The organism is Corallococcus sp. AS-1-12 (assembly GCF_020036995.1).
Classification (GTDB): Bacteria; Myxococcota; Myxococcia; order Myxococcales; family Myxococcaceae; genus Corallococcus.
Genome location: NZ_JAIQDD010000002.1, coordinates 276,330 through 299,295 on the forward strand (window position 1 = coordinate 276,330; position 22,966 = coordinate 299,295).

The window sequence follows — 22,966 nt, forward strand, 5'->3', positions numbered from 1 at the left end:
CGCCTCCCTGGAGAACAAGGGAGGCGGTTCGAGGTCTTCCCCGCGGAGAGAGCCTGCTCGCCAGGCGACGGAAGGGGCCGCCCTCGGAGACTCCAGCGTTGAAGTGGGGAGACCGGCTGGATAGGTCCACATCAGGTCACCTCGTCCACGCGTCCCGCACCCCTCGAGCCTCCCCTGAGCCGTCCGACGAACGAACAGAACGCACCGCGGCTGTCCGAAGTCACCGGGGCCGCGCCGCGTCCGGAGGGCTGGCTGGACACGCTGCGCGGCGGCAGCGTGATGGGGCGGCTCATCCTGGAGCGGGACTGGTCCGGGACGCCGCTGGGACCCATCGCGTCTTGGCCGTCCGTGCTGCGCACCCTGGTGAGCATGTGTCTGACGACGCGCTTCCCCATGTTCATCTACTGGGGACCGGAGCGCGTGCAGCTCTACAACGACGCGGGCATCCCCATCATGGGCGCCAAGCACCCGGATCATGCGCTGGGGCCGCTGCGCGACGTCTTCCCGGAGCTGTGGCCCCAACTGGGCCCCATGTTCGACGCGCTGGAGCGCACGAAGCAGGCGAACTGGGCGGAGAGCCAGTCGCTGCCCATCCAGCGGGATGGCACCGCCGAGGAGGCCTACTTCACCTGGTCCTACACGCCGGTGCTGGATGACGACGGCACGGTGGCGGGCTTCTACACGCCGGCCCTGGAGGCCACGGGGCAGGTCCTGGGGCAGCGGCGTCTGCGCACGCTGCACCTGCTCACCCAGCGCGCGGGCGGCGCGGGCTCCGTGGAGGAGGCGTGCCGGGCCGGCCTGGACGTCCTGGCGGAGAACCCCGCCGACCTGCCCTTCACGTGGCTCTACGTCACGGACGCGCAAGGGACGCGGGCCTCGCTCGTGGGCTCCACCGGCATGGGCGACCGGGGCGCGGAGGTGCCCGCGCACCTCGGCCTGCGCGCGCCGGAGGACCGGGGGGCCCCGGGAGGGCTGTTGGCTCCGGTGGCGGGGACGCGCCAGGCCCAGCGGGTGGAGGACGTGAACGGCTGGCTCGGAGCGCCGTCCTCGGAGCCGCCCCGGCCGGCCCTGGTGCTGCCGCTGCCGCACGCGGAAGGGGACCGGGACCTGGGCTTCCTGGTGGCGGGCCTGAGCCCCGCGCTGCGGCTGGAGGGCGAGTATCGCGGCTTCCTCGAGCTGGTGGCGGGGGCCCTGGCCACGGCCGTCTCCAGCGCCCGCGCGCAGCAGGAGGCCCGCGCGCGGATGGAGCAGCTCGCGGCGTTGGACCGGGCCAAGACGGCCTTCTTCAGCAACGTCAGCCACGAGTTCCGCACGCCCCTGACGCTGATGCTCGGGCCCGTGGAGGACGCGCTGGTGGATCCGGCGGAGCCGCTGGGGCCGCGTCAGGCGGAGCGGCTGTCCCTGGTCCAGCGCAACGCCACCCGGCTGCTCAAGCTGGTCAACACGCTGCTCGACTTCACCCGCACGGAGGCCGGACGCGTGCGCGCGGCCTTCCAGCCCACGGACCTGTCCGCCTTCACCGCGGAGCTGGTGAGCCACTTCGAGTCCATCGCGAAGCGCGCCCAGCTCACCCTCACGCTCGACCTGCCGGCGCTGCCGGAGCCCGTCTGGGTGGACCGTGAGATGTGGGAGAAGATCGTCTTCAACCTGCTCTCCAACGCGATGAAGTTCACCTTCGAGGGCGGCGTCCACGTCCGGCTGCGAACCGAGGACGGCCAGGCGCGGCTGACGGTCCGGGACACCGGCAGCGGCATCCCGGAGCAGGAGCTGCCGCACATCTTCGAGCGCTTCCACCGCGTGGAGAACGCCCGCTCGCGCAGCCACGAGGGCAGCGGCATTGGCCTGAGCCTGGTGCAGGAGCTGGCGAAGCTGCACGGCGGCACCGTGGACGTGACGAGCACGCTGGGGCAGGGCGCGACCTTCTGTGTCGCGGTGCCCCTGGGCCACGGCCACCTGCCGCGCGAGCAGCTCGTCCCCGAGGGAAGAGGCCCCGCGCACTCCGTCGCGCGGAGCGCGTCCGCCTACGTCGAGGAGATCCGCGGCTGGATGGGCCCGGCGGGCCCGGAGCTCGGGCCGCGAGCGTCGGAAGAAGCGAAGGCCACCCCGCTCCTGCCACCCATGTCCGCGCGGGTGCTGGTGGTGGACGACAACGCGGACCTGCGCACGTACATCACGGGCCTGCTGGACGCGTCCGTGACGGTGGAGACGGCGGAGGACGGCTTCGCCGCGCTCCAGGCCATCCGCGCGCGCCCGCCCGACCTGGTGTTGAGCGACGTGATGATGCCGCGCCTGGGCGGCTTCGGGCTGCTGCGCGAGCTGCGCGCGGACCCCCGGCTGCGGGCCATCCCGTTCGTCCTGCTCTCCGCGCGCGCGGGCGAGGAGGCCTCGGTGGAGGGCCTGGAGGCGGGCGCGGATGACTACCTGGTGAAGCCCTTCTCCGCGCGCGAGCTGGCGGCGCGGGTGCGCACCCAACTGGAGATGGCGCGGGTGCGCCGCGAGGTGGCGGCGCTGGCGGCGCGAGAGGCGGTGTTGCAGGAGGCGGTCCGAGCGCGGGACGAGTTCCTGTCGGTGGTGAGCCACGAGCTGAAGACGCCGCTGGCGGGCTTCCGCCTCCAGTTGGATCTCATCGAGCGGAGCCTGGGGCCGGAGGAGCGTGCCCGGCTGGGCGAGCGGCTCCTGTTCACGCGGCGGCAGGTGCACCGGCTGGCCACGGTGGTGGAGACGCTGCTCGACATGTCCCAGTTGTCCTCGGGGCCGGTGCACCTGGACGTGGAGGACGCGGACCTCTCCGCGCTGGTGACGGAGGAGGTGGCCCAGGCGCGGGAGGAGCTGGGCCGGGAGGGCTGCGAGGTGCGCTTGCGCATCGCGGGCCCCGTGCGGGGCCGGTTCGACCGGGGGCGCCTGGAGCAGGTGGTGCAGGGCCTGCTGTCCAACGCGCTGAAGTATGGCGCGGGCAAGCCGGTGGAGGTGCGCGTGGAGCACGCGGGCCCGTGCGCGCGCCTGACGGTGGTGGACCACGGCATGGGCGTGCGTCCGGAGGACCGGGAGCGCATCTGGGAGCGCTTCGAGCGCGCGGTGTCCGTGCGCAACTTCGGAGGCCTGGGCCTGGGCTTGTGGATCGCCCGTCAGGTGGTGGAGGCTCACGGCGGCACCGTCGGCGTGTCCGAGACGCCAGGGGGCGGCGCCACCTTCACGGTGTCACTGCCCCTGGCGGGACCGCGCTCCTGATGAGTCATTGCAGTCAGCAGCAAGGCCCGCACTCTCCGTTTGGGAGAGGCGGGCCTTGGATGTCAGGCATTGGCTGTCCAGACGCTTACTTGGAATCCACCACCAGCACCATCCACCGGTCGGTGGCGTGGTCGATGCGCACGTTGGCGGCGCCGGCCTCCTGGAGCTGCTGCACCACGCGCTCCAGGAACTGGAGCTGCTCCGCGGACGCGTCCACGAACACGTTGCGCGACCCCGGGCCCTTCGCCTTGGGCTTCTTCGCAGGCGCCGCACCCGCGTGCAGCTCCGGCGCCGCCGCGGCCTTCAGCAGCGTCCCCGCGTCCTCCGCCGTCACCTCGGCCCGCTCGTCCTGCACGTCCACGTCCTGCTCCTCCTTGGGGGCGGCGACCGGAGCGGCGGGCTGCGAGGCCAGCTCCTTCTTCGCCTGTTCGCGCAGCTCGTTGAACGTGCGCAGGTTGATGGTGGCGCCGAAGCGGTCCTTGAAGCTCTCCAGGGCGTCCTGGCGGCTCAGGTCGGGCTGGTTGCGGAAGAGGTCGAGCAGGAACGCGTGACGCTCCTGCGACTGCTCCTGGGAAGTCCTGGGCATGGCGGTGTGGCTCCGGCGGTGTGGCCGCATGAAGAAAGGCGGCGCACCCTATACCCGAGCCTCCCCCCGGAACAAAGCCAGGGGGCCGCTACCGCCCGCGCGAGCCCGGACGCGGCGTGCGCCCCCCGCCGCGAGGCCCCGACGGACGCGGCTGCGCGGGACGGGGCCACGCGTTCGTCGCCAGGCCCTCCTCGGCGTTGGAGCCCTCCGAGGCGCGGCGCAGGCGCGCGGCCTCCGCGGCGGACTCCGGCGGCACCAGCGCCTTGGGCCCCCGGCCAATCAGGTCCTCGCGCCCCGCCAGCTTCAGCGCCTCGCGCGCCAGCGGCCAGTGCTCCGGGTTCCAGTAGAGCAGGAGCGCCTTCTGCAGCCGCTTCTCGCGCAGGCCCTTCGCCGTGTACACGGGCTCCATCTTCAGCGGGTCCAGGCCCGTGTAGTACATGGCCGTGGCCACCGACATGGGCGTGGGGATGAAGTCCTGCACCTGCCGGGGCCGCTTTCCCTTCTCCTTCAGCCACTGCGCCAGCATCACCATGTCCTCCAGCGTGGAGCCGGGGTGGCCGCTGATGAAGTAGGCGATGTCGTACTGCTCCTTGCCCGCGTCCTCGCTGGCGCACGCGAACATGTGCTGGAAGCGCTCGAAGCTCTCGATGCCGGGCTTCTTCATCTTCTCCAGCACGCGCGGCGACACGTGCTCCGGCGCCACGGACAACTGGCCGCCCACGTGGTGCGCCGCCAGCTCCTTCACGTACTCCGGCGAGCGCTCCGCCAGGTCGTACCGCACGCCGCTCGCGATGAAGACGTGCTTCACGCCCGGCTCCTCGCGCACCTGCTTCATCAACGAGATGAGCGGCCCGTGGTCCGTCTGGAGGTTCTCGCACACGCCCGGGTGCACGCAGGACAGCTTGCGGCAGCGGCTCTCGATGTCCTCGCTCTTGCACTTGAGCTTGTACATGTTCGCCGTGGGCCCCCCCAGGTCCGTGATGGTCCCCCGGAAGTCCCCCATGCGCCGCAGCTCGCGCACCTCGCGCAGCACGCTCGCGGCGGAGCGGCTCTGGATGACGCGCCCCTCGTGCTCCGTGATGGAGCAGAACGTGCAGCCGCCAAAGCACCCGCGCATCAGCACCACCGAGTGCTTCACCGTCTCGTACGCGGGGATGGGCTCCCGGTACATGGGGTGCGGCACGCGGTTGAACTTCAGGTCGTACAGCTCATCCATGGCCACCGTGGCCGTGTCCCCGGGCTTGTCTCCGGCGCCGTCCTCCAGCGGCCGGGCGGGCGGGTTCATGTAGATGGCGCGGTTGCCGTGGCGCTGCGCGATGGCGCGCGCGTTGCCGGGGTTGGTCTCCAACTGGAAGTCCCGGCTCATCACCGCGAAGGCGCGCGTGTCCGCCACCACCTCCTCGTAGGAGGGCAGCACCACCACCTTGTCCTTGTCCGCCGCGCGCCTCGCCGGGTCCGCCTCCAGGACCTTCATCGCCGCGTCGTTGATGAGGTGCGCGGTGCCCCGGATGTCCTTCAGGTCCTCGATGCGCTCGCCCCGGTTCAGCCGGTCGGCGATCTCCCAGATGGGCCGCTCGCCCATGCCGAACACCAGCAGGTCCGCCTTGGCGTCGAAGAGGATGGAGCGGCGCACCTTCTCGCTCCAGTAGTCGAAGTGCGCGATGCGCCGGAGGCTGGCCTCGATGCCGCCCAGGACGATGGGCACGTCCGGGAAGGCCTCGCGGCAGCGCTGCGCGTAGACGATGGAGGCCCGGTCCGGCCGGCAGTTGGTGCGCCCGCCCGGGCTGTACTGGTCCTCCGAGCGGTTCTTCTTCTGGGCCGTCAGCCGGTTGAGCATCGAGTCCAGGTTGCCCGCCGCCACCCCGAAGAAGAGCCGGGGCGCTCCCAGCGCCTTGAAGGGCTCCGCCGAGTGCCAGTCCGGCTGGGGGATGAGCCCCACCTTGAAGCCCCGCCCCTCCAGGAAGCGCGCGATGAGCACCGGCCCGAAGGCCGGGTGGTCCACGTAGGCGTCGCCGCTCACGATGATGATGTCGCACTGCTCCCACCCCCGGGCCTGCATGTCGGCGCGGGTGACGGGGAGGAACGGGTGGGCGTGGCGTGGGGTGATGGAGGCCATGGGTGTGCTCCCCTCAACACTGGGGGAAGGCCCAACCAACCCCATCAGGGCGGGCGCTGTCCACTGCGACGGCCGCCTGCCCCCCTGTTCCCCGAGAGACCGGCAACCCGCCAGGTCGTTCAAACCCAGACAGTGAGTGCGCCGTTTCTCGACTCCTCGCAAAGACAGACAGCGGGGTCATTGGGGCGCCAACGGGGTGTTTGTGTACACCTGGACCTGGGTACAACTTTGCCCGTATTGCTAGAAAAGTCCGTTCATGGCAAAGAATGTTCACGGGCCTGGCTGTCATTGACTGGCGTCTGGGCCGTTCCCCTCATCCCCGCACCGCCCTTCTCATTGGAGAGAGTCATGTCCTTGCGCCGTCCTCTGTCGTTCTTCGCCTCCCTGCTGATGCTGGGCGGCTGTGGTGCCGAAACCCTGGAGGAGGGCGCGGCGCCGCGTCAGTCCACGGCCGCGCTGCACACGGGCATCGACCTGTCGGCGACCGGGCTGGGCGTGACGTGTGACGACGGCCAGGTGGCGACGGTGACGGGCGCCATCGTCAACGAGGCGCCGACGGGCATCGACCCGTCGGTGGCGGGCATCTACGCGGAGGACCCGGCCCAGGGCGGCACGCTGCTGGCGACGGTGAACGTGCCCTGGCTGGTGGGCAAGGAGCGCTATGCGTTCGAGGTCCCGGTGGTGCTGCCGGAGGGCACGCAGAAGCTGTTCGTGGTCGCGGACCACACGAACTTCTTCCCGGAGGACAGCGAGGAGAACAACACGGCGACGCTGACGCTGGCGGCTGGCGGCGGCTGTCTGGTGAACCAGCCGCCGGTGGCGCTCTGCAAGAACGTGACGGTGACGGCGAACGCGTCGTGCTCGGCGGCGGCGTCCATCGACAATGGCTCGTATGATCCGGATGGCTTCCCGCAGCCGCTGAGCGTCACGGCCAGCCCGGCGGGCCTGTACCCGGTGGGGACGACGCCGGTGACGCTCACGGTGTCGGACGGGATGGACTCGGCCACGTGCTCGGCCACGGTGACGGTGGTGGACGCGACGGCGCCGGTGGCCGGGGCGAGCAAGGACCTGGTGCTGGCCCGCACGCTGGGCGCGGACTACAAGACGGTGACGCTGGCGGACTGCGCGCAGCCGGCGGCGGACACCTGCGGCGGGACGCTGGACCTGCAGCAGTCGGCCTCCATCGTGCGCGTGGAGTCGGACGAGTCCGAGGACGCGCTGTTCAGCCTGGCCCTCTTCAAGTGCCGGGACATCGTGCTGAGCGCGGACCGCAAGTCCGCGCAGTTGCGCGCGGAGTCCAGCCTGCTGGGCAACGGCCGCGTCTACACGATGGTGTACTCGGTGGCGGACGCGTCCGGTAACGCGACCCTCGGCACCTGCAAGGTGAAGGTGCCCAGCCTCCAGGGCGTCCTCTCCGTGGGGCTGGGCCCCGTGTACTGCCAGGGCACGGACTGCCCGGCGAACACGGGCGGCGGGCTGCTCTGCCCGCTGCTGTAGTCCCACGGAGCTTGAAGGTGGTGGATGACGGCCCGGGTCCGCGAGTGTGCGCGGCCCGGGCTGTCGTGCGTGGAGGGGAGCGCGGGCTTTCACCCCGGGTGCAGGCGTGCGAGGGGCCCGCGCGTGCGTTGACGCAGATCGACGCCTCCCCTAGCTTGGCCGGCTCCCGGCGCCGCCCCTTTCCGAGGACAGGAAGGGCCGCGCCGCGAGCACCCCGTATGATGCGCAGGACGGACGAGGAGTCGGGTCAGGGGGAGGCGCCGCGGGACGAGCGTGCTCCGGATGACCTCATGCCCGTGCTCCGCGTGGAGTACGACACCGACGTCCAGGAGGGCCATGTCGCGCCCGTACTCCGGGTCCGCTCGTCTTGGCCGCCGCGAGAGTCGGAGGACGCCGCGCCCGCGCCGAAGGCGACGGAGGTGAAGGGCAGGGCGTCCGCGAAGGCGAGGACGCTGACCTTCCGCGAGCTGGACTCCGAGGCGCTGGCCTCCATGCCGGCCTCCCACCGCGTGAACCGAGCGCGCCCCGCCGTGCCGGGTGACGCTCCCGTGGCCGATGCCTCCACGCCGAACCGCCTTCGTGTGGACGACGCAGCCGCCGAGCGTCCGCCTGTGGAGGCACCCGCGCCGGACCTCGTCCGCTTGGATGACCCGGCTGATACGCCTCCGTCGGACCTCGTCCGCGTGGACGACGTGGCCGACGCACGTCCCCCTCGGGAGGCGCCGGCCCGCGATGTATCCGCCTCCGGCGACGTCACCCCCGCGGAGCGCGAGGCCATGCAGGCCGCCGTGTCCTCCGGGCGCCGCCGGGAACAGTGGGTGGCCCCCACCTATCTTCCGGAGGACCTCCGCGACGCGCTGGTGGCCGAGCGCAGCCAGTACCGCGCGCAGCGGCTCCAGGAGGCCCGTGAAGTGGGGCTGGCCGGGCCCGGCGTGCTGGGGCTCGTGCCCGTTCCCGCCGCGGATCCGGACTGGTCCGGTGGCTCGCTGCTCGGCTTCCTCGGCGAGGAGCTCGTCTTCGCCGGCAACATCGTCCACCTGGACTTCGAGTCCGGCCGCGTCTTCGCCGCCTCCGACTCCGGCGAGGACCTGGACCGCCGCGTCCTGTCCTGCGAGCGCTGGTGCTACCGGCCCTACGACTTCGCGGAGGCCCTCTGCGCCGCCGCGGCCGCCTACGAGGACCGCGTCCCCGCCCTCACCACCGCCCTGTCGCGCGCGAAGGGCGAACTCCTCCCGTCCACGCCGTCCCCCCGCGACGCGGAGCTCATCCCCGTGGACCGGCTGTGGCGCCAGCCGTGGGGCAGCATCTGGGGCCCTCCCGGCACCGGCAAGACGACCGCCGTCGCGGACCTCATCGCCCGCGCCCTGCGTGCGTTCCCGAACGAGCGCATCCTCGCCGTGGCCCCCACCAACCGCGCCGCGGACGAGCTGGTGATCCGCGTCAGCGCCCTGCTGGAGCGAGACCCCATCCCCCTGCGCCCCCTGGCCCGCACCATCTTCCGGGGCGGCACCGGCGCCAGCGAGGCCCTCCACAAGCTGCCCACCGTGGCGCTGGAGGAGAACAAGACGAGCAAGCTGCTCAACACCATCCAGCAGCGCGAGCGCGAGCTCACCCTGGAGCGCTCCCGGGGCGGCCCCGCGCCGGAGCTCGCCCGCATGCAGGCGGAGCTGCGCAGCCTGCGCGGCCGCGTGAAGGACCCCACGCTCAAGGAGGCGGAGAAGGGCGACAGCCCCCTCATGGTCCTCACCGTGCACCGCGCCCTGCGGCTGGTGTCGGAGCTGGAGGGTGAGGAGACCTTCCAGCGGCTCGTGGTGGACGAGGCCGGCATGGTGACGCGCGCGGCGACGGCGCTGCTCGCCCCGCTGGCGAAGCAGGTGACGCTCGCGGGCGACCCCAAGCAGATCGGCCCCGTGAGCCGCGCGGCGGAAGGGGCGGGGAAGGGCACCCAGACGTGGCTGCGCGCCAGCGCCCTGTCCCACCTGGAGGACGCGGTGAAGGACGCGGAGCGCCCGGACGTGCTGCTCCTGCGCACCCAGCACCGCATGCACCCGGACATCGCGAAGGTGGTGAGCCACTTCTGCTACGGCGGCGCGCTGGAGGACGGCGACCTGGTGAAGGACCGGGCCCTGAAGCCCGCGCCCGTGCCCGCCTTCCCGTCCCGCGCGATGTGGCTGGTGCTGGACGGCCTGAGCCGCGACACCCGCCGCCTCACGCACGGCCGGGGCGAGACGGGCTCCGGCTACCAGCGCGAGCTGTCCGCGGAGCTCGCCGTGACGCTGGCCCGCCAGTCCGTGCGCCTGGGCCTCACGGTGCTGTGCGTGACGCCCTACCGCGCGCAGGCGGCGCTCCTGCGCAAGCTGGGCAACGCGGCGGGGCTGCGCCACGACATGTTCAGCGCCTCCACCATCCACCGCCAGCAGGGCACCCAGTACGACGTGGTGATGGTGGACACGGTGGCCGGCGGCCGGCCCTTCCCGCCGCACACGCTGGTGCCCATCCTCAACGTCGCCGCCAGCCGCGCGAAGGAATACCTGCTGGTGCTCGCCTCGCGCGCGGAGGCCCGCGCCTCGCCCGTCCCCGCGCGCTTCCTGTCGCTGCTCCCCCGCGTGCGCGTCCACGCCGGCACGCCGCCGAAGCTGGAGCTGCTCGCCACCCAGCCGCGTCCGCCTCCGCCGCCCCCGCCGCCGCTGGTGCCCATGGGGCTGGGCGGCGAAATCGCGGGCGGCAGGGACACGGGGCCCCTCTTCACGCAGGAGCAGGTCTCCCTCTTCGAGCGCCGCTTCGACGACGGCCACCACCTGGTGCGCGGCGTGGCCGGCAGCGGCAAGACGTACGTGCTGGCGCACTGGGCCGCGCGCTACCTGCTGGAGAACCCGCGCGCCCGGGTGCTGGTGTCCTTCTACAACCGCTCGCTCGCGCCGCTCGTGGACAAGCTGCTCATGGAGGCGCTCACCGTGCGCGCGGGCCCGGAGCAGGTCCGCCCGCTCCGGGCCCAGGTGACGGTGAAGCACGTGGGCGCGCTCCGGCGCCTGGAGCCGCACGCCTTCGACGCCGTCTTCGTGGACGAGGCGCAGGACATGGACGCCAGGGGCCTGGCGGCCCTGCACGCGCTGGTGCGCCCCCGCGTGGACGCGGACGGCCGCGAGTCCCGCTGCTTCCAGTTGTTCATGGACGACTCGCAGAACGTCTACGGCCAGGTGCCCATCGACAGCCTCAAGGAGCAGCTCCCCGAAGGGCTGTCCTTCCGGGGCCGCACCCGCGTGCTCAAGGAGACCTTCCGCGCCACGCGCGACATCCTCGACGTGGCCTTCAACGTCGTGCTGGACCCCTCGCGCCAGCACCGCGTCACCGACCCCGGCATGCGCGAATACATGAAGGCCGGGGAGCTGGCCCGCGAGCGGCTCCTGTGGCTGCCGGAGGAGACGCTGGAGGGCCTCTACCGCGTGCAGTCCACCGAGCGCGGCGGCGTGCTGCCCCAGGTGAAGGACTTCGCCTCCAGCACCAGCGAGGCGCGCTGGGTGGCGAAGGAGATTGCCCGGCTCGTGCGCGAGGAGGGCGTCCACCCCGGCGACATCCTGGTGGTGGCGCCGGTGATGCCCGCGTCGTTCACGGACGCGCTGCGCAAGGCGGGCGTGCCCGCGGAGGCCTACGGCGGCAAGGGCGGGCGGGACGTGACGGACTTCCGGGTGAGCGGCGTGGACCACGTGCGCGCCACCACGGTGTTCTCCTGCAAGGGCCACGAGTGCCCCGTCGTCTTCTTCGCGGGCCTGGAGGCCCTGGACTCCATCGAGGCGTGGATGGCGGGCGGGCGCCAGCGCAACGAGCGCGAGAACGAACGCATCCGCCGCGCGATGTTCTACGTGGGGGCCACCCGCGCGATGAAGCGCCAGTACCTCACCGGCGTGCGGGGGGGCCGCTTCCTCCGGGTGGCCGCGTCCTACGTGGAGACGCTGTCCGGCCACCGCCCGGCGCCCTGAAACACAGGGCGCGGGACTTGTTACATCCGCCAGCCGCCAGGCACGCCCGCGCTCTTGCCGAACGCCGGCTGCGCGTAGACCTCACGGAAGCGCGCGCGCAGCAGGTCGAACGTCTGCTGGAGGTCCGGCGCCGCGGCGCGCGCGTCCGGCAACTGCCCGCCCATCCGCGCGAAGCAGCGGCTCATGGCGCCATCCAGCCACTGCGTCACGGCGGCGGTGTCCTGGTCCTGGAGCCGCTCGAACACGGACAGGGCGCGCTCCAGCGTCTCGCCGACCAGCTCCGTGGAGTCGACCGCGCTCCCAGCGCAAAGCCTCGCGGCCCGAACCTCCAGGGCCGGACGATGCTTGCGAACAAACTCCCCGAAGGCATGCAGATTCACGGTGACCATTCTTAACCCTTCGCCCCCACGCTGTCAGAACGCTGGCCGCGAAAAACCTTGGCTTCCGGACACCGTGAATCGTGTCGGTGGAAAAGGGTGGTGGGATGAATCATGTATCACTCTCCGTCCTGGCAGGCGAGGGACCGGGAGCATTTCGCCCGGGCCGTGGGTCGAGCGGGCCACCCCGTGGGAGCGGGCAGACCCAGGGGGCCGGCGTTGTTCTCCGGCGCGTTTCAAGGAAAGCGAGAGACATGCGTCGCACGGTGGAGCTGACGGACATGGCAGGGAATGACGAGGGGCCTCGCGTCCTCTTGTTGCCCGGGCTGGGCGCGCGTGGATCAGGCTTCCGCGAGCTCGCCCTGCGGCTGACGGACGTGGCGCGCCCCGTCATGGTCGAGTACCCGGAGGGCGAGCACGCGGCGTGCGGCGCGAGGGCCCTGGCGGAGCAGGTGCTGCGCGTGACGGGGAGCGTGGACGCGGTGGTGGCCAGCTCCTTTGGCGGCATGGTGGCGGCGCACCTGGCCGCGGGCGGCGCGACGCGTGGCGTGGCGTTCCTGGGGGCCTTCACCCGCACCTCGCAGGTGGGGCCTCGCGGCAGGCTCATCGCGATGATGGGCCCCATCGCGGTGCTGGGACGCCCCGGGCGCGTCGCGGCGTCGCTGGCGGCGTGGCGGCCGGTGGGCTCCGGGCAGGTGGCGGACGTGGTGCCCACCACGGCGCTGGAGCGGCTGACGACGCTGCGGCGCGCGTTCTCCATCCACGCGGAGCCTCCGCCGCCGGACCTGCGCCCGCTGAGCGTGTCGTGTCTGTGCATCCAGGGGGACCGCGACGTGCTGGTGCCGCCGTCCTCGCTGGAGCGGCTGGCCGCGTCGCTGCCGGAGGGCACGCCCCGGCACCTGCTGCGCGGCGCGGGCCACGTGCCCTATTTCTCGCACCCGGAGGAGTGCGCGCGGCTGCTCACGCCGTGGCTCCAGGCGCTCGCGCCCGCGGGGCTCGCGGCGCTGGCGGCCCGGGGACTGACTCCGGACGTGGGCTCCGCGGCCTGACGCCGCGCGCGGCCTTGACAACCCGCCTGCGGCGCGACGGATCCGTCCGCCCGTCGGGGGGGTGTACGGATGCGGGCGCGGGAAGTAGCTTCGCCTCCGCCGATGTCGACCCGTCCTCTTCGCGCGCTCCTCTTCCTGGCGTTCCTGTCCACGACGGCACAGGCCGCCGCGGAATCCGTTCCGGCCCTGACGGCCTCGCCCGTGCTGCCCACCGCTCCGGCCCGGGCCGCCGCTCCGGCGCCCGCGCCCCGCCGCACCGTGCTGCTGCTGGGCGACAGCCTCATCGCCACGGGCTTCGGGGAGTACCTCCAGAACCAACTGGCCGCGCACCCGAGCATCCGCTGCGAGCGCCGCGCGAAGTCGTCCACGGGGCTCGCGCGCCCGGACTTCTTCGACTGGCTGGAGGTCGGTCAGCAGGAGGTGCGGCAGCACCAGCCGGACGTCGTGGTGGTCATCCTGGGCGGCAACGACGGGCAGGCCCTGCACACGCGGCAGGGGCGCGCCACCGTGGCCTGGGGCAAGCCGGACTGGCAGGGCGAGTACCGCCAGCGGCTGACGGACTTCGTCACGGCCATCTCCGCGCCGGGCCGCAAGATTGTCTGGCTGGAGCTGCCCGCCACGGGCCGCCAGCGCTTCGAGCAGAAGCTCACGGTGATCCGCGACCTGCAGCGGGAGGTCATCGCCGCGCGCGGGGACGCCGTGCACCTGGAGACGCGGCCCTACTTCACGGACGCGCGCGGCAGGGCGCTGAAGCAGGCCCGCGTGGAGGGCTTCCGCAAGCCCATGCGCCTGCGCATGACGGACGGCGTGCACTTCACCGTGGCCGGCGGGCGCTACTTCGCGAACAAGGTCTACCCGGAGGTGCTGGGCGTGCTGGGCCTGGAGCACGCGGAGCCCGGTCCCCAGCACACCACGCGCCCCGCCGCCGCGCCCGTGAAGCCGGCGATGCAGGCCCTGGCTCCGGTGGCCCCCCCGGCTCCGGCGGCGCCGTAGCGGCCCTCCCGCTTCAGGAGTGGCGCGGCCAGGAGCTCTCGCTGCCCGCGTCGGGACGCAGCCTGCGCACGGCGCGCAGGAGCAGCTCCTCGTCGCGCGGGTTGGCCAGGAAGCCGCGCGCCTCCAGCTTCCGCGCCCGGTCGAAGCCCTCGTCGTCCGACGTGCCGTGGACGATGAGCGCGCCCTCGATGTGGACTTCGCCGGCGAGCAGCCCCTCCATGGCCTGGAGGGGGGCGAGCACCACGTCGTTGTCGCGCGTGTGCAGCACCTCCAGCGGCGTGGCGACGCGGGACGGGATGCCGTTGCGCGAGAGCGTGCGGGAGATGAGCACCGCCGTGACGGGCGGCCAGCCGTAGAGCATCAGCGGCGGGCTGGGCACGGCGGGGCGGCTCGGCCCCTGCGCGGCCCCGGCCGTTTCGCGGATGCCATAGAGGGCGCTGAGCGCGCGGGACAGGGCGCCGTCCGAGGCCAGGAGCGGCTCCACGCGCGCCTTGCCGGACACGGCCCGCACGTCATCCACCGCGTCCAGCGACAGCGGCGCGGGCACGGCCAGGTGGAGCACCTCCCGGTCCTCGCGCGTCTCCAGCCGCAGCGGCACCACGCCGTACTGCCGGGCGATGCGCGCGGGCACCAGCCGGGTGAGGGCGCGGTCGAGCGGGTGCCGGTCCAGGTCCACGGCCTCCACGTCGAACTGGATGGCCAGCGCGCGCAGGACGTCCGCCTCCGTGCACACGCCCTCGCTCACCAGGGCGCGGCCCAGCGGGACATGGACCTCGTGGTGGTGCACCAGCCCCAACCGGAGCTGGCCTTTGTCGACCACTCCCAGCTCCAGGAGGATCTCCCCCAACGGGCGTCTGGTTCCGATTTCCATGCCCACTCAACGTGGCAACCCGTCCCGCCCGCGACGACGGTCGGGCGTGGGCCCGTCCGCCCGCCTGCCCTCAAGACGCGTGAAGCGGGAAGAGCGCCTCGTAGGCCTCCGGCTTGAAGCCCACCGTGACGGCGCTCCGGGTGACGAGCACCGGCCGCTTCACCAGCTTCCCGTCCTTCGCGAGCCACTCCACCAGCTCCGCGTCGGAGGCCGCGTCCACCTTCTCCTTGCCGAGCGCGCGGTAGCTCTGCCCGCTGGTGTTGAGCCACTTGCGCACGGACACGCCGCTGCGGGGAATCCACTGGCGCAGCTCCGCCACGCTGGGGGGCTGGTCCACGATGGGGCGCGTCTTGTAGGAGACGCCTCGCGCCTCCAACCACTTCAGCGCCTTCTTGCAGGTGTCACAGCCGGAGTACGCCAGCACGAGGATGTCATCGGACATGCGCGGGCTTCTACCAGAGCGCTTCCGGGAAGAGAGACCATGAACCGCTCCGCCACGCTCCACATCGTCCTGTCCGTCCTCTGCCTTCTGGGAGGCGGAGTGGGGTGCTCCGGGGAGACCGGACCCGCCGGGGAGACCCCGTCCGGCGTCGTGCCCGACAGCGGCACCCCGGACCGCGACGCGGGCACGTCCGACGCGGGAAGGGATGACGCGGGCACGTCCGACGCGGGCACCCCCGACGCGGGGACATCCGATGCCGGCGCGGATGCGGGCACGCCGGACGCGGGCGCCGCGGATGGCGGCGGGGTCAACCCCGCGGATGGCGGCACGCAGGTCACGGGCACGATGCCCGCGCGCCTGACCCTGGCCGGCTCTCCGTACCGCGTCGTGGGCAACGCCCAGTACGTCGTCACCATCCCCAAGGGACAGACGACGACGGTGGAGCCGGGCGTGGTCATCGACTTCAAGGGGAACCCGGCCGTGACGGAGGCGGACGTGCGCGACGGCGCGCAGGACGTGATGAACCACCAGAACGGCCGCGTGGAGCTGCGCGTGTACGGCCGCATCCTGGTGCAGGGCACCGCCAGCGCTCCGGTGACCCTCACCTCCACGAACCCCCATGGCTGGTGGGGCATGAACTTCTTCGGAGACCAGTCCAAGGGGGACGGCGACCCCGTCTTCCAGCACATGGTCTTCGAGAAGGTGCGCAAGAACGACTACAACGGCGACCGGGACCGCACGCGCGGCGCGCTGTGGGCCTACTACCCGGGGCCGGTCACCATCGAGCACTCGCTCTTCCGGGACAACGAGTCCTCCGGCAAGTGCGGCGCGCTGGACCTGATGTTCACCGACGGCTCGGTGGTGACGGACACCCTCTTCGAGAACAACCGCACCCGGGACATCGACCGCTTCGCCACCGGCGACGGGGCCACGTCCGGCGGCGGCGCCATGTGCGTCACCCACGGGCGCAACTCCATCGTGCGCGGCAACACCTTCCGGAACAACACGCTGTCCGCCTTCCGGGGCAGCCAGTCCAACGCGCTCCAGCCGCGCGCCTACGAGGTGTGGCCCAACGGGGCGAACCACTACGACCTGGGCGGCGGAGGAGCGCTGCACTACTTCCAGCCGGACCACGACCTCATCGAGGACAACGTCTTCGAGAACAACGCCGCCGTGCGCGGGCCCGGGGCGGCCCTCTACCTGGAGGACGTGCCCAACGCGGGCGTCACCCTGCGCGGCAACACCTTCACCGGCAACCAGGCCGGCGCCGGGGGCGTCATCGTCTGCAACCGGGGCAGCGGCGACGCCACCGAGCTCGTGCTGGGCCCGGGCAACACCTTCAGCGGCAACACCGTCAACGGCGCGGCGGCCCCGCAGGTGACGGGCGACTGCGCCCGCTGACGAACCGCCCCTGAAGCCGCCAGGGCCCGCGGCTCCCGTCCGCCCGCACGGAGGGCAGGCGGGCCGCCGTGCCTGACGGCCTGCCCCGTGGGGCAGCGAAGCGCATCCTTCCTGGAGCCATCCCATCCCCGGAAGGAGACGCATGGAGGGCACTCGCGCCGAACCCATTCCCGCGCTGGACGAGCCGCTGGACCTGCCAGCGAAGCGCCGGCGGGGCTGGTGGATTCCAGGGCTGCTGGTGCTCGTCGCGCTGCTGGCGTTCATCTTCTCGCGGCACCACGAGGAGGAGGAGTTCCTGGAACTCCTGCGGCAGGCCCGGCCCGCGTGGCTGCTGGTGGCCGCCGCGTGCCAGGTGGGCACGTACCTGTGCGTGGCGGGCATCTGGTGGACGGTCCTGCACCGCTCGCGCATCCAGACGTCGCTCTGGTCGCTGTCGCGGCTGTCCTTGATGAAGCTCGCGTTCGACCAGGTGATTCCCACCGGCGGCGTGGGCGGGTCGCTGCTCGTGGGGCGCGGGCTGCGCCGCCACGGGGCCAGCCCGGGCACCGCCGCGGGCGCGGTGCTGCTCACGGTGCTGTGCTTCTACGTCGCGCAGGCGCTGGGCGTGGGCGCGAGCCTCTTCTTCCTCTGGCGCAGGGCCGAGCTGAACGAGTGGATCCAATGGCTCGTCACCGCCTTCGGCGTGGTGGCGTTGATCATCCCGCTGGGCATCCTCTGGGCCACGCGCCACCGCGAGTGGACGCCGGGCCGCTTCGCCCGCCGCATCCCGTCCCTGGGCACGCTGCTCAAGGCCATCGCGGAGGTGCCGCCCGGCATGCTGCTCGACCCCGGCCTGCTCGTGCGCGGCGTCCTGCTGCAACTGGGCGTCTACGTGCTGGACGCGGCCACGCTCGGCGCCATGCTCCACGCGCTGGGGCAGGAGGCCTCCCTGAGCACCGTGTTCGTCAGCTTCATGGTGGCCTCCATGGCGGAGACGGTGTCCATCATCCCCGGCGGCGTGGGCACCTACGAGGCCGCGTCCGTGGGCATGCTCAACCTCTTCGGCGTCCCGGTGGAGGCGGCGCTCGCGGGCACGCTGCTGCTGCGCGGCTTCACGCTCTGGCTGCCCCTGCTCCCCGGCCTGTACATGCTGCGCCACTCCTTCCGCCGCCGCCCCGTGCCCGGAGGGCAGGCAGGCTGACCCCACCGGGAAGGGCCCGGGCCCACGCCGCCGCTTCCCGAGCCCGCCCGTCTTGCGCGATGGTTCGCCCCGCGTGGACGACACCGGAAGCGAGAGCGAAGCACTCATGAACCTGGGCCCGGCGCTGTTCCTCCACCCCGGCGTGAAGGTGCGGCCGTGCGAGTGGGGCATGGGCGTCTTCACCGACACCTTCATCGCCGCGGGCGAGCTCATCGAGGAGTGCCACTACCTCAAGGTCCCGCAGCGGCAGTGCCGCGGCGAACCACTCGACGACTATGTTTTCGAGATTCGTTGGCACCGCCACGAGGAGCCCCGCAAGGGCGACTGGGTCGCGCTCGTGATGGGCTACGGGATGATCTACAATCACGCCAGCGACCCCAACGCGTCCTACAGCCGCGCGGAGGATCGCGATGTGTTCCGGTATCACGCACTGCGGGACATCCACCCGGGTGAGCAGATCTTCATCAGCTACGGGGAGAACTGGTGGAAGGCGCGAGGTGAGGAAGTTCCTCCCTGAGTCGCTTCGCACCGTGTGCGCACCTGACAGGTGCGTTCGCACTTCCTGCTCCGTGAGGGCGGCTTCTTCCTCGGGAAAGCGGGGAAACGTCCGGAAATGAATTCCCCCTGTCCGCGTGGGGGGCAACCAGTACAATGCGGGCCGCCTGTGCGCCGGTCGTCCGTCAGGCCGCGCGGGTGCGAGGAAAGTCAGACATCATGCCATTGCGTCGTTTCTATCTGTCCTCCGCTCTCGTGCTGTCCGCCTCCGCCTGCACCGGCAACATCGGTGGGCAGGACGCGGAGCTTGAAAGCGCGGCGGCACCCGCGCGGGTGCGCCGGCTGACGCGCGACGAGTACAACAAGTCCGCCTCCGCGGTGCTGGGCACGCCGGTCGACATCGCCCAGGGCTTCGCCGCCGAGGACACCATCCTCGGGTTCTCCACGCACGAACGGCTCCAGGTGACGTCGCTGCTGGCGGATCAAATCGACACCGCCGCGGTGTCGCTGGCGGAGCAGGGCAAGTCACAGCTCAGTGACTTCTACGCGTGCCCGCAGGGCAGGACGCAGGACGAGTGCGCGCGGTCCTTCATCCAGCGCGTGGGCGAGCGCGCCTTCCGCCGGCCGGTGACGGCGGACGAGGAGGCGGACCTGCTGGCCCTCTTCAACGAGGGCAAGAAGGGCGGGACCATGGAGACCGGCGCGGAGCTGGTGCTCCAGGCGCTCTTCTCCTCCGCGTCGTTCCTGTACCGCACGGAGCTGGGGCCGCAGGGCGCCCGCAAGGGCCAGGTGGTGGAGCTGACCGCCTACGAGCTCGCCTCCGAGCTGTCCTTCATGGTGACCGGTGGACCGCCGGACGCCACGCTGCTCGCCTCCGCCAAGGCCGGCACGCTGGCCTCGCCCGACGAGCGCGAGGCCCAGGCGCGCCGCCTGCTCAAGACGCCGGCCGCGCAGGTGAAGCTGCGCCAGTTCTTCGTGGAGTGGCTGGGGCTGGGCGGCCTGGCCAAGGTCAACAAGAACAACCTCGTGTACCCGGACTACAGCGTGGACTTCCGCGACTCCATGGTCCGCGAGCGCGACGCGTTCATCGACTTCATCGTGAAGAACCACTCGGGCTCCGTGGAGGAGCTCCTGAGCGCCAACTACTCGTTCGTGGACGAGACGCTGGCGAACTTCTACGGGGCGCTGGAGCGCACCAACGTGGATGCCGACACGGGCCTGGGCCGCGTGACGCTGCCGCCGGAGCGCCTGGGCATCCTCACGCAGGCGGGCGTGATGTCCACGTACGCCCACTTCGACTCGTCCTCGCCCATCAAGCGCGGCAAGTTCGTGCTCACGCGCCTGCTGTGCCGCACGGTGCCCGCGCCGCCGGCCAACGTGTCCACCATCCCCCCGGCGCTGTCGGAGAACGCCACCACCCGCGAGCGCTTCGCGGCGCACACCGACAACCCCGCGTGCGCCAGTTGCCACAAGACCATCGACCCCATGGGCTTCGGCATGGAGGACTTCGACGGCCTGGGCCAGCACCGGACGGAGGAGAACGGCCGCACGGTGGACGCCAGCGGCGCGGTCATCGCGAAGGACGGCACCACCCGCCTGAGCAGCTTCACCGGCGGCGCGCAGCTCGCGCGCTACCTGACGACGAGCGAGGAGCTGGCCCACTGCGTGCCGCTGCAGTTCCTGCGCTACGCCATGGGGCGTGACGAGCACGTGTCGGACGCGGCGCTGCTCTCCGCCATGCGCACGGGCCCCTACCGCACGGACCGCCTGAAAATCACCGAGGCGCTGGTCAGCCTGGTGCGCTCGTCTTCCTTCACCCAGCGGCGCCTGCCCACCCGTTGAGCTTTGACTCCCATGCCCCGCGACTTCTCCCGACGCAGCATCCTGAAGCTCCTGTCCGGCACGGCCATGGCGGCGCCCTTCGCGCACCTGCTCACCAGCTCCGTCGCCGAAGCGGCTGACGCCGCGCCCCTGCGCTTCATCGCCCTGTTCACCCCGCACGGCTTCCTGCCGGAGTACTGGGTGCCCAAGGGCAATGACACGAGCTTCGACATCGACTTCGAGAACTCCGTCCTCCAGCCGCTCCAGCGCCACCGGGACAAGCTCCTGGTGCTGGACGGCCTGGACTACCGCGTCCTCTACGAGCACGGCCGCACCGGCCACGAGGGCGGCCCCGTCACCTTCCTCACCGGCAGCCAGGTGGAGGTGTCCAGCGGTGACGAGCTGCCCTCCGGCGCGTCCCTGGACCAGGTGATTGGCAACGCGGTGGGCGGCGCCACCCAGTTCCGCTCGCTGCAACTGCACGCCTTCGAGCAGTTCGGCGCCCAGCACGTCTACAACAGCATCTCCTTCACGGAGAACGGCTCGCGCGTCCCCTTCGAGCTGAACCCCGCCAACGTCTACAAGCGCCTCTTCGGCGGCCTGGGCGGCTCCGCGGCGGAGGCGCAGGCCATCCTGGCCCGGCGCAAGAGCCTGCTGGACTACCTCATCAAGGACGCCACCCGGCTGAAGTCGCGGCTGGCGGCCGCGGAGGGCACCAAGCTGGACACGCACCTGGCGGCGCTGCGCGACATCGAGCGGCGGCTCACCAACACCGGCGCGCTCAACTGCGCCCGGCCGGAGGCGCCCTCCGAGGCGCTGAGCGACCTGGGCGACATCAACAACATGCCCGGCCTCACCGAGCTGCACATGGACCTCATCGCCCGCGCGTTCGCGTGTGACCTGACGCGCGTGGTGACCATGACCATCCCCGGGCCGTCCATGCCGTGGATTGGCATCGACGAGGACATCCACAACGACATCGCCCACCGCACGGACACCCAGTCGGAGCCCGCGCGCACGCAGATCCGCCTGCGCATGGTGCAGGTGCAGCGGTGGTACTCCGAGCAGGTGGCGCGGCTGATGGACACCCTCAAGTCCATCCCGGAGGGCAGCGGCACGGTGCTCGACAACACCCTCATCCTGTGGGGGAACGAGCTGGGGGACGCGGCCGGGCACATGAACGTGTCCATCCCCACGGTGCTGGCGGGCGGCGCGGGCGGGAAGTTCCGCATGGGCCGGATGCTGTCCCTGCGCCCCGGCCAGGACCCGCTGGGCTCCTGGGACGGGCCGGGCAAGCCGCTCCAGGGCGCGGTGGCGCACAACAAGCTGCTCACCTCCATTGCCCAGGCCTTCGGCGTGAACGTGGACCGCTTCGGGCACGAGGACTACGTGGGCACGCTGCCCGGCCTCACCTGAGGCTTCCTGAAAAGACAACGGGAGCGGACCCCCAGGGCCCGCTCCCGTTTTCATTCCAGCGAAGGACGGTGGGGACTACCCGCCGAGCGCGCCGTTGATGAGGGGCGCGAGGATGCTCATGCCCGCGTCCTCGTTGTTGTAGTTGTTGGCCGGCTCGTAGATGCGGACGCGCTGGTTGTTGTTGATGAAGCGCGACAGGAAGACGTCCATGGGGACGAACTCGCTGTGGCAGGCCCAGGACTGCCAGGGGCTGTCGATGTACTCGTACCAGTACTTCTTCTCCATCCGCTGGCAGGCGTGCGCGCCCACGAAGGTGATGATGGTGCTGCAGTGGCTGGCGTTGATGGCGCGGTGGTGCGGGATGAAGTAGCTGAAGTTGTTGTACTTGTTCAGCTCGTTCACGAACGCGTCCTGGTCCTGCTTCCAGTACGCGTGGATGGACGCCTCGTCGTTGGGCGTCTTGAAGCGCTCATACGAATAGCGCGAGTAGTTGTAGTCCATCGTGTAGCCCGTGTACGCGAGCTGGTCGTTCGGGAACTCCGTGGCCACCATCTTGTTGATGGAGCCCATGTCGTTGATGTTGAAGCTGGCCGGGAGCTGGCTGAACACCGAGTCCAGGTTCCACGACGAGCGGATCTTGTCGTGCAGCGGGCGCGACAGGGAGTTCGCGTTCGGCGCCATGAAGATGGGGCCGGAGTCGTTGATCATGTACCCCTTGGCCGGGTTGATGGCCTTGCGGATGAAGTAGTACCCGGCGGAGGTGGAGGTGCCGCCCGCGCTGTAGCCCGTCACCAGCAGCTTCTGCACGCTGGGGAAGTTCTGCTTGGCGTAGTTCGCCGCGGCCAGCGTGTTGTTGTAGCCGTTGTGGTACCAGGTCAGCGGCGCCTGGCCGCCGGTGGCGTCCACGTACGTCTTGGCGTTGTTGCCGATGTGCACGTCGCCCGTGCAGTACGGCAGGTAGACGATGTTCCAGCCCTTGGTGACGATGTCCTTGCGGTCGCGGAAGGGCAGGCCCGGGTCCGCCCCGTTGACGATGGGGGACACGTACTTGGCCGTGAACTGCGTCATGTAGTCGTCGGCGATGCCGTTGGGGTTCGCCGCGCCCAGGATGCCCAGGCGGCCGCTACAGGAATCGTAGTCCCAGCACGCGCCGCCGCCCTCCATCATGAACAGCAGGTTGGGCGAGCCCGTCTTGTGCACGAAGAACTTGTACTGCGAGCCGTTGCCACACTTCAGGCCCGGCAGCGCCACCTTCTGCCAGGGGTAGGTGTTGCCGCCGTCCACCAGCACGTCGACGATGCCTTCCACCAGCACTTCGGCATGCGCGGCGCCCACGGGGGCGGAGAGGGCCAGAAGGCTCATCCAGAGAAAACTTCTCATGCGGCTTCCTCCAAAGGGGGAGTAGGGAGTGGGGTTGCGGCCGCGAATGATACGTTTTTGTTTATCAGCCGGAAGCGGGGAAACTTCGCTTGCGGTGAAAATAGTGAATTCCATGTTGGGCGAAGCATTCCATCTGA

16 protein-coding genes are annotated in these 22,966 nt (G+C 71.4%); 10 read left to right on the plus strand and 6 right to left on the minus strand.

The annotated features are described in order from the left end of the window. The first annotated feature begins 279 nt into the window (after positions 1-279). Complete coding sequence (locus tag K8556_RS39390; RefSeq protein WP_304503927.1) at positions 280-3,228, plus strand: ATP-binding protein; 2,949 nt, start codon at positions 280-282, stop codon at positions 3,226-3,228. Between the two features lie 85 nt (positions 3,229-3,313). On the opposite strand, the gene K8556_RS03540 is transcribed toward K8556_RS39390, so the two are convergent. Both K8556_RS03540 and K8556_RS03545 read right to left on the minus strand, forming a co-directional pair. Next, positions 3,314-3,814, minus strand: a complete 501-nt coding sequence (locus tag K8556_RS03540) for a hypothetical protein (protein ID WP_014394921.1) — start codon at positions 3,812-3,814, stop codon at positions 3,314-3,316. An 88-nt stretch (positions 3,815-3,902) separates the two neighbouring features. Next, on the minus strand, positions 3,903-5,930 hold the full coding sequence (locus tag K8556_RS03545) for a YgiQ family radical SAM protein (protein WP_223738580.1): 2,028 nt from the start codon (positions 5,928-5,930) through the stop codon (positions 3,903-3,905). A gap of 348 nt (positions 5,931-6,278) precedes the next feature. Here K8556_RS03545 and K8556_RS03550 point away from each other — a divergent pair, with 348 nt between their 5' ends. After that, a complete protein-coding gene (locus tag K8556_RS03550) occupies positions 6,279-7,427 on the plus strand; it encodes a hypothetical protein (RefSeq protein ID WP_223738581.1) in 1,149 nt (382 codons plus the stop codon). A gap of 218 nt (positions 7,428-7,645) precedes the next feature. Next, positions 7,646-11,404 (plus strand): AAA family ATPase, encoded by a 3,759-nt coding sequence (locus K8556_RS03555; RefSeq protein ID WP_223738582.1) that lies wholly within the window; start codon positions 7,646-7,648, stop codon positions 11,402-11,404. A gap of 20 nt (positions 11,405-11,424) precedes the next feature. Here the strand turns inward: K8556_RS03555 and K8556_RS03560 are convergent, their stop codons facing one another. Continuing rightward, on the minus strand, positions 11,425-11,784 hold the full coding sequence (locus K8556_RS03560) for a hypothetical protein (RefSeq protein WP_223738583.1): 360 nt from the start codon (positions 11,782-11,784) through the stop codon (positions 11,425-11,427). A 251-nt stretch (positions 11,785-12,035) separates the two neighbouring features. Between K8556_RS03560 and K8556_RS03565 the strand changes: the two genes are divergently transcribed. Together K8556_RS03565 and K8556_RS03570 are read left to right on the plus strand one after the other, a co-directional pair. Next, positions 12,036-12,830: an alpha/beta fold hydrolase gene (locus K8556_RS03565; protein ID WP_223738584.1), complete on the plus strand. Its 795-nt coding sequence runs from the start codon at positions 12,036-12,038 to the stop codon at positions 12,828-12,830. A 102-nt stretch (positions 12,831-12,932) separates the two neighbouring features. Beyond that, positions 12,933-13,823 carry a DUF459 domain-containing protein gene (locus K8556_RS03570; RefSeq protein ID WP_223738585.1) on the plus strand — a complete coding sequence of 297 codons (891 nt, stop codon included), beginning with the start codon at positions 12,933-12,935 and terminating at the stop codon, positions 13,821-13,823. A gap of 13 nt (positions 13,824-13,836) precedes the next feature. Here the strand turns inward: K8556_RS03570 and K8556_RS03575 are convergent, their stop codons facing one another. Together K8556_RS03575 and K8556_RS03580 are read right to left on the minus strand one after the other, a co-directional pair. Next, positions 13,837-14,694 (minus strand): general secretion pathway protein GspE, encoded by an 858-nt coding sequence (locus K8556_RS03575; protein WP_223738586.1) that lies wholly within the window; start codon positions 14,692-14,694, stop codon positions 13,837-13,839. 70 nt (positions 14,695-14,764) lie between these two features. Then, complete coding sequence (locus K8556_RS03580) at positions 14,765-15,136, minus strand: Spx/MgsR family RNA polymerase-binding regulatory protein (protein ID WP_223738587.1); 372 nt, start codon at positions 15,134-15,136, stop codon at positions 14,765-14,767. A gap of 39 nt (positions 15,137-15,175) precedes the next feature. Between K8556_RS03580 and K8556_RS03585 the strand changes: the two genes are divergently transcribed. From K8556_RS03585 to K8556_RS03605, 5 genes are all read left to right on the plus strand, one after another. Further along, positions 15,176-16,537, plus strand: a complete 1,362-nt coding sequence (locus K8556_RS03585; protein ID WP_223738588.1) for a right-handed parallel beta-helix repeat-containing protein — start codon at positions 15,176-15,178, stop codon at positions 16,535-16,537. A gap of 142 nt (positions 16,538-16,679) precedes the next feature. Then, positions 16,680-17,717 carry a lysylphosphatidylglycerol synthase transmembrane domain-containing protein gene (locus tag K8556_RS03590; RefSeq protein ID WP_223738589.1) on the plus strand — a complete coding sequence of 346 codons (1,038 nt, stop codon included), beginning with the start codon at positions 16,680-16,682 and terminating at the stop codon, positions 17,715-17,717. A 73-nt stretch (positions 17,718-17,790) separates the two neighbouring features. Further along, the gene (locus K8556_RS03595) at positions 17,791-18,234 is read left to right on the plus strand and encodes an SET domain-containing protein-lysine N-methyltransferase (RefSeq protein ID WP_223738590.1); all 444 of its coding nucleotides are present in this window, start codon (positions 17,791-17,793) and stop codon (positions 18,232-18,234) included. Positions 18,235-18,431: 197 nt separating this feature from the next. After that, complete coding sequence (locus K8556_RS03600; RefSeq protein ID WP_223738591.1) at positions 18,432-20,054, plus strand: DUF1592 domain-containing protein; 1,623 nt, start codon at positions 18,432-18,434, stop codon at positions 20,052-20,054. Positions 20,055-20,066: 12 nt separating this feature from the next. Next, on the plus strand, positions 20,067-21,449 hold the full coding sequence (locus K8556_RS03605) for a DUF1552 domain-containing protein (RefSeq protein ID WP_223738592.1): 1,383 nt from the start codon (positions 20,067-20,069) through the stop codon (positions 21,447-21,449). 75 nt (positions 21,450-21,524) lie between these two features. On the opposite strand, the gene K8556_RS03610 is transcribed toward K8556_RS03605, so the two are convergent. After that, the gene (locus K8556_RS03610; RefSeq protein WP_304503928.1) at positions 21,525-22,811 is read right to left on the minus strand and encodes a pectin acetylesterase-family hydrolase; all 1,287 of its coding nucleotides are present in this window, start codon (positions 22,809-22,811) and stop codon (positions 21,525-21,527) included. Positions 22,812-22,966 lie beyond the last annotated feature (155 nt).

Coding starts and splice junctions, on each gene's coding strand:
- K8556_RS03610 (WP_304503928.1), bottom strand. CDS start 22,811: ATGAGCCTTCTGGCCCTCTCCGCCCCCGTGGGCGCCGCGCATGCCGAA.
- K8556_RS03555 (WP_223738582.1), top strand. CDS start 7,646: ATGATGCGCAGGACGGACGAGGAGTCGGGTCAGGGGGAGGCGCCGCGG.
- K8556_RS03565 (WP_223738584.1), top strand. CDS start 12,036: ATGCGTCGCACGGTGGAGCTGACGGACATGGCAGGGAATGACGAGGGG.
- K8556_RS03540 (WP_014394921.1), bottom strand. CDS start 3,814: ATGCCCAGGACTTCCCAGGAGCAGTCGCAGGAGCGTCACGCGTTCCTG.
- K8556_RS39390 (WP_304503927.1), top strand. CDS start 280: ATGGGGCGGCTCATCCTGGAGCGGGACTGGTCCGGGACGCCGCTGGGA.
- K8556_RS03590 (WP_223738589.1), top strand. CDS start 16,680: ATGGAGGGCACTCGCGCCGAACCCATTCCCGCGCTGGACGAGCCGCTG.
- K8556_RS03580 (WP_223738587.1), bottom strand. CDS start 15,136: ATGTCCGATGACATCCTCGTGCTGGCGTACTCCGGCTGTGACACCTGC.
- K8556_RS03570 (WP_223738585.1), top strand. CDS start 12,933: ATGTCGACCCGTCCTCTTCGCGCGCTCCTCTTCCTGGCGTTCCTGTCC.
- K8556_RS03575 (WP_223738586.1), bottom strand. CDS start 14,694: ATGGAAATCGGAACCAGACGCCCGTTGGGGGAGATCCTCCTGGAGCTG.
- K8556_RS03600 (WP_223738591.1), top strand. CDS start 18,432: ATGCCATTGCGTCGTTTCTATCTGTCCTCCGCTCTCGTGCTGTCCGCC.
- K8556_RS03605 (WP_223738592.1), top strand. CDS start 20,067: ATGCCCCGCGACTTCTCCCGACGCAGCATCCTGAAGCTCCTGTCCGGC.
- K8556_RS03585 (WP_223738588.1), top strand. CDS start 15,176: ATGAACCGCTCCGCCACGCTCCACATCGTCCTGTCCGTCCTCTGCCTT.
- K8556_RS03550 (WP_223738581.1), top strand. CDS start 6,279: ATGTCCTTGCGCCGTCCTCTGTCGTTCTTCGCCTCCCTGCTGATGCTG.
- K8556_RS03545 (WP_223738580.1), bottom strand. CDS start 5,930: ATGGCCTCCATCACCCCACGCCACGCCCACCCGTTCCTCCCCGTCACC.